The sequence below is a fragment of the Rhizobacter sp. genome (assembly GCF_031412075.1).
GTDB lineage: Bacteria > Pseudomonadota > Gammaproteobacteria > Burkholderiales > Burkholderiaceae_C > Rhizobacter.
Genome location: NZ_JANOCG010000326.1, coordinates 1 through 2,754 on the forward strand (window position 1 = coordinate 1; position 2,754 = coordinate 2,754).

3 protein-coding genes are annotated in these 2,754 nt (G+C 62.8%); all 3 read left to right on the top strand.

What is annotated here, in order from left to right; translation table 11 throughout:
• A partial coding sequence (locus RMO40_RS11825; protein WP_309721055.1) for a chemotaxis protein CheW occupies nucleotides 1-274 on the top strand: 274 nt, incomplete at its 5' end.
• A 41-nt stretch (nucleotides 275-315) separates the two neighbouring features.
• On the top strand, nucleotides 316-2,250 hold the full coding sequence (locus tag RMO40_RS11830) for a methyl-accepting chemotaxis protein (protein WP_489660148.1): 1,935 nt from the start codon (nucleotides 316-318) through the stop codon (nucleotides 2,248-2,250).
• A 118-nt stretch (nucleotides 2,251-2,368) separates the two neighbouring features.
• Nucleotides 2,369-2,754 (top strand): chemotaxis protein CheW (locus RMO40_RS11835; RefSeq protein ID WP_309721061.1); only part of this gene is annotated, 386 nt, incomplete at its 3' end.

Consider the following 2,754-nt stretch of genomic DNA (forward strand, 5'->3'; position numbering starts at 1 on the left):
GAAGCTCGGTTGCGAGACCGCCGAGTACAACAGCTTCACCGTGGTGATCGTGCTCAACGTCAAGGGCCGCGTGGTCGGCGCCGTGGTCGACTCGGTCTCCGACGTGCTCGAACTTTCGGCCGAATCCATCAAGCCCGCGCCTGAAATGGCCTCGGCGGTGGACACCAGCTTCATCACCGGCATCAGCAGCGTCAACGACCGCATGTTGATCATGATGGACATCGAATCCCTGATGGCCAGCCCCGACATGGGCTTGATGGACAGCGCGCGCTGAAGCGCGGCGCAGCCCTTGATCGTCGAACAGAAAGACAAAAAATGAGCACAGCAGCCCGGGGGCGCGGATCCGTCGCGCGCAAGGTTTCCGTCGGTGGCGCACTGGGCCTCGGCGTGGTTCTACTGGGAATTTGCTTCGGGATGGGCGTGCTGGCAACGGATCGTTCCCGCGAGCGCATCGTGAGCGGGGTCAAGGACAAGACGCAGGCGGTGGCCGATTCGATTGACGTCTTCGACATGACGTCGCGGGTGCTGGTGGAGAAAGTCTTCATCAACTTCAAGAACGAGTTCACCAAGCCGTTCTCTCTCGATGAGGCCACGGCCACCTTGAAGGTGGGCGAAGAGGCGCTGAATGGAAACTACATCGCGGTCGACCGCTTTTCCAAAGACACGGGCGGCACCGCCACGGTGTTCGCTCGCAAGGGCGATGACTTCCAGCGCATCACCACGTCGGTCAAGAAGCAAGATGGCGAGCGTGCCGTGGGCACCATGCTGGGCAGTGGGCACCCAGCGCACTCGCTGATGTTGGCTGGCAAAACCTACACCGGCCGCGCAGACCTGTTCGGCAAACCCTACATGACGCGCTATGAGCCCATCAAGGATGCCACCGACAAGGTGATCGGCATTCTCTTCATCGGCTTCGACATCACAGACTTCCAGGCCGCGATCGAAAAGCTGGCCGTTGAAACCCGCTACTTCAACACGGGCGGTGTCTACATCATCGACCCCAAAAAATCGCCCGACGAAGCGGTGTTCGTGGTGCACCCCACGGCCAAGGGCAAGAAGGTGGTCGACACCTTCCCGGCAGCGCGGGACCTGATGGCACGTCTGGAAGTCGCGCCCGAGGGCTGGACGATGGACGGCGGTTCGGTGTTCGAGGCAGGCCACGACGACCACTGGGCGGTGCTGCGCCGGGCCAAGAGTGGAAACCAATGGGTTGTCTCCGAGGTCTCGGACTCCGAGGCCATGAAGACCCACTGGGCCACCATCATTCCGTTTGCCGGGCTTCTGGGCTTGACCACGCTGTTGCTGGGTGTCGGGCTCTTCGTGATGATGCGCAAGTGGGTGGGTGAGCCGCTGCGCGACCTCTCGGTGGCGGTGGGCGTTTTGGCTGAAGGCAACTTGAGCCGCGCCTTCGTCAGCGCCCGAAAGGACGAAATCGGAGACCTCATTCGCGACATGGAAGCCATGCGGGCCCGCCTTCAGAAAACGCTCGGTGTCGTGCGAGATTCGGTCGATTCGATCAGCACCGCGGGCGCGGAAATCGCAACCGGCAACCTCGATCTGAGCCAGCGCACCGAGCAGACGGCGTCGAGCCTTCAGAGCACGGCCACCTCCATGTCACAGCTGACCAGCAATGTTCGCCAAAGCGCGGATTCCGCAACGCTGGCCAATCAACTGGCCGGCTCGGCCGCCGAAGTCGCCGCCCGTGGCGGGGCCGTGGTGGCGCAGGTGGTGACCACCATGGACGAGATCAACGCGAGTTCGAAACGGATCGCCGACATCATTGGTGTGATTGACGGAATCGCCTTCCAGACCAACATCCTTGCATTGAACGCTGCCGTGGAAGCGGCGCGTGCCGGAGAGCAAGGCCGCGGTTTTGCCGTGGTGGCCAGCGAAGTGCGCAGCCTGGCGGGCCGCTCGGCGGAAGCCGCCAAAGAAATCAAGGGACTGATCGGCGCTTCGGTGGAGAAGGTGGAGAGCGGCTCGCGCCTGGTGGCCGATGCAGGCGCGACGATGACTGAGATCGTGGGCTCGGTGCAGCGCGTGTCCGACATCATCGGGGACATCACGGCCGCCGCCACCGAGCAATCGGAGGGGATCAGCCAAGTGAACTCGACCGTCTCGCAGCTCGATCAAATGACGCAGCAGAACGCCGCCTTGGTGGAACAGTCAGCCGCCGCCGCTGAATCACTCAAGGACCAGGCCAGCCGCCTGGCGCAGGTGATCGCGGTATTCCAAATCGACAAACGTTGAGTTCCGCAGGCGAACTGCGGGGTACTTTGTGCACACATTCGCCCTTCAGTTCTCGGTGCAAGCGCCGATAGTCTGATCAGCAAAGCCCAACCGGCACCCCTTTTCGAGAGGATTTCAAATGGACATGATTCACGAAGCCGCCCACGTCGCCCGCCATGAGGCCGCACGTGCCGCCCTGGCCGCCCAATCGGGCAGCGAGTTCCTGACCTTCCGCCTCGGTGCGGAGGAGTACGGCATCGACATCTTGAAGGTGCAGGAGATCCGCTCCTACGAAGTGCCGACCCGCATCGCGAATGCTCCCCAGTTCGTCAAGGGTGTGGTCAACCTGCGCGGCGTGATCGTGCCGATCGTCGACCTGCGCCTGAAGCTCGGTTGCGAGACCGCCGAGTACAACAGCTTCACCGTGGTGATCGTGCTCAACGTCAAGGGCCGCGTGGTCGGCGCCGTGGTCGACTCGGTCTCCGACGTGCTCGAACTTTCGGCCGAATCCATCAAGCCCGCGCC

What these genes read in the sequence shown, in the direction of transcription:
- RMO40_RS11830 (WP_489660148.1), top strand. Translation starts at nt 316, where the DNA reads ATGAGCACAGCAGCCCGGGGGCGCGGATCCGTCGCGCGCAAGGTTTCC.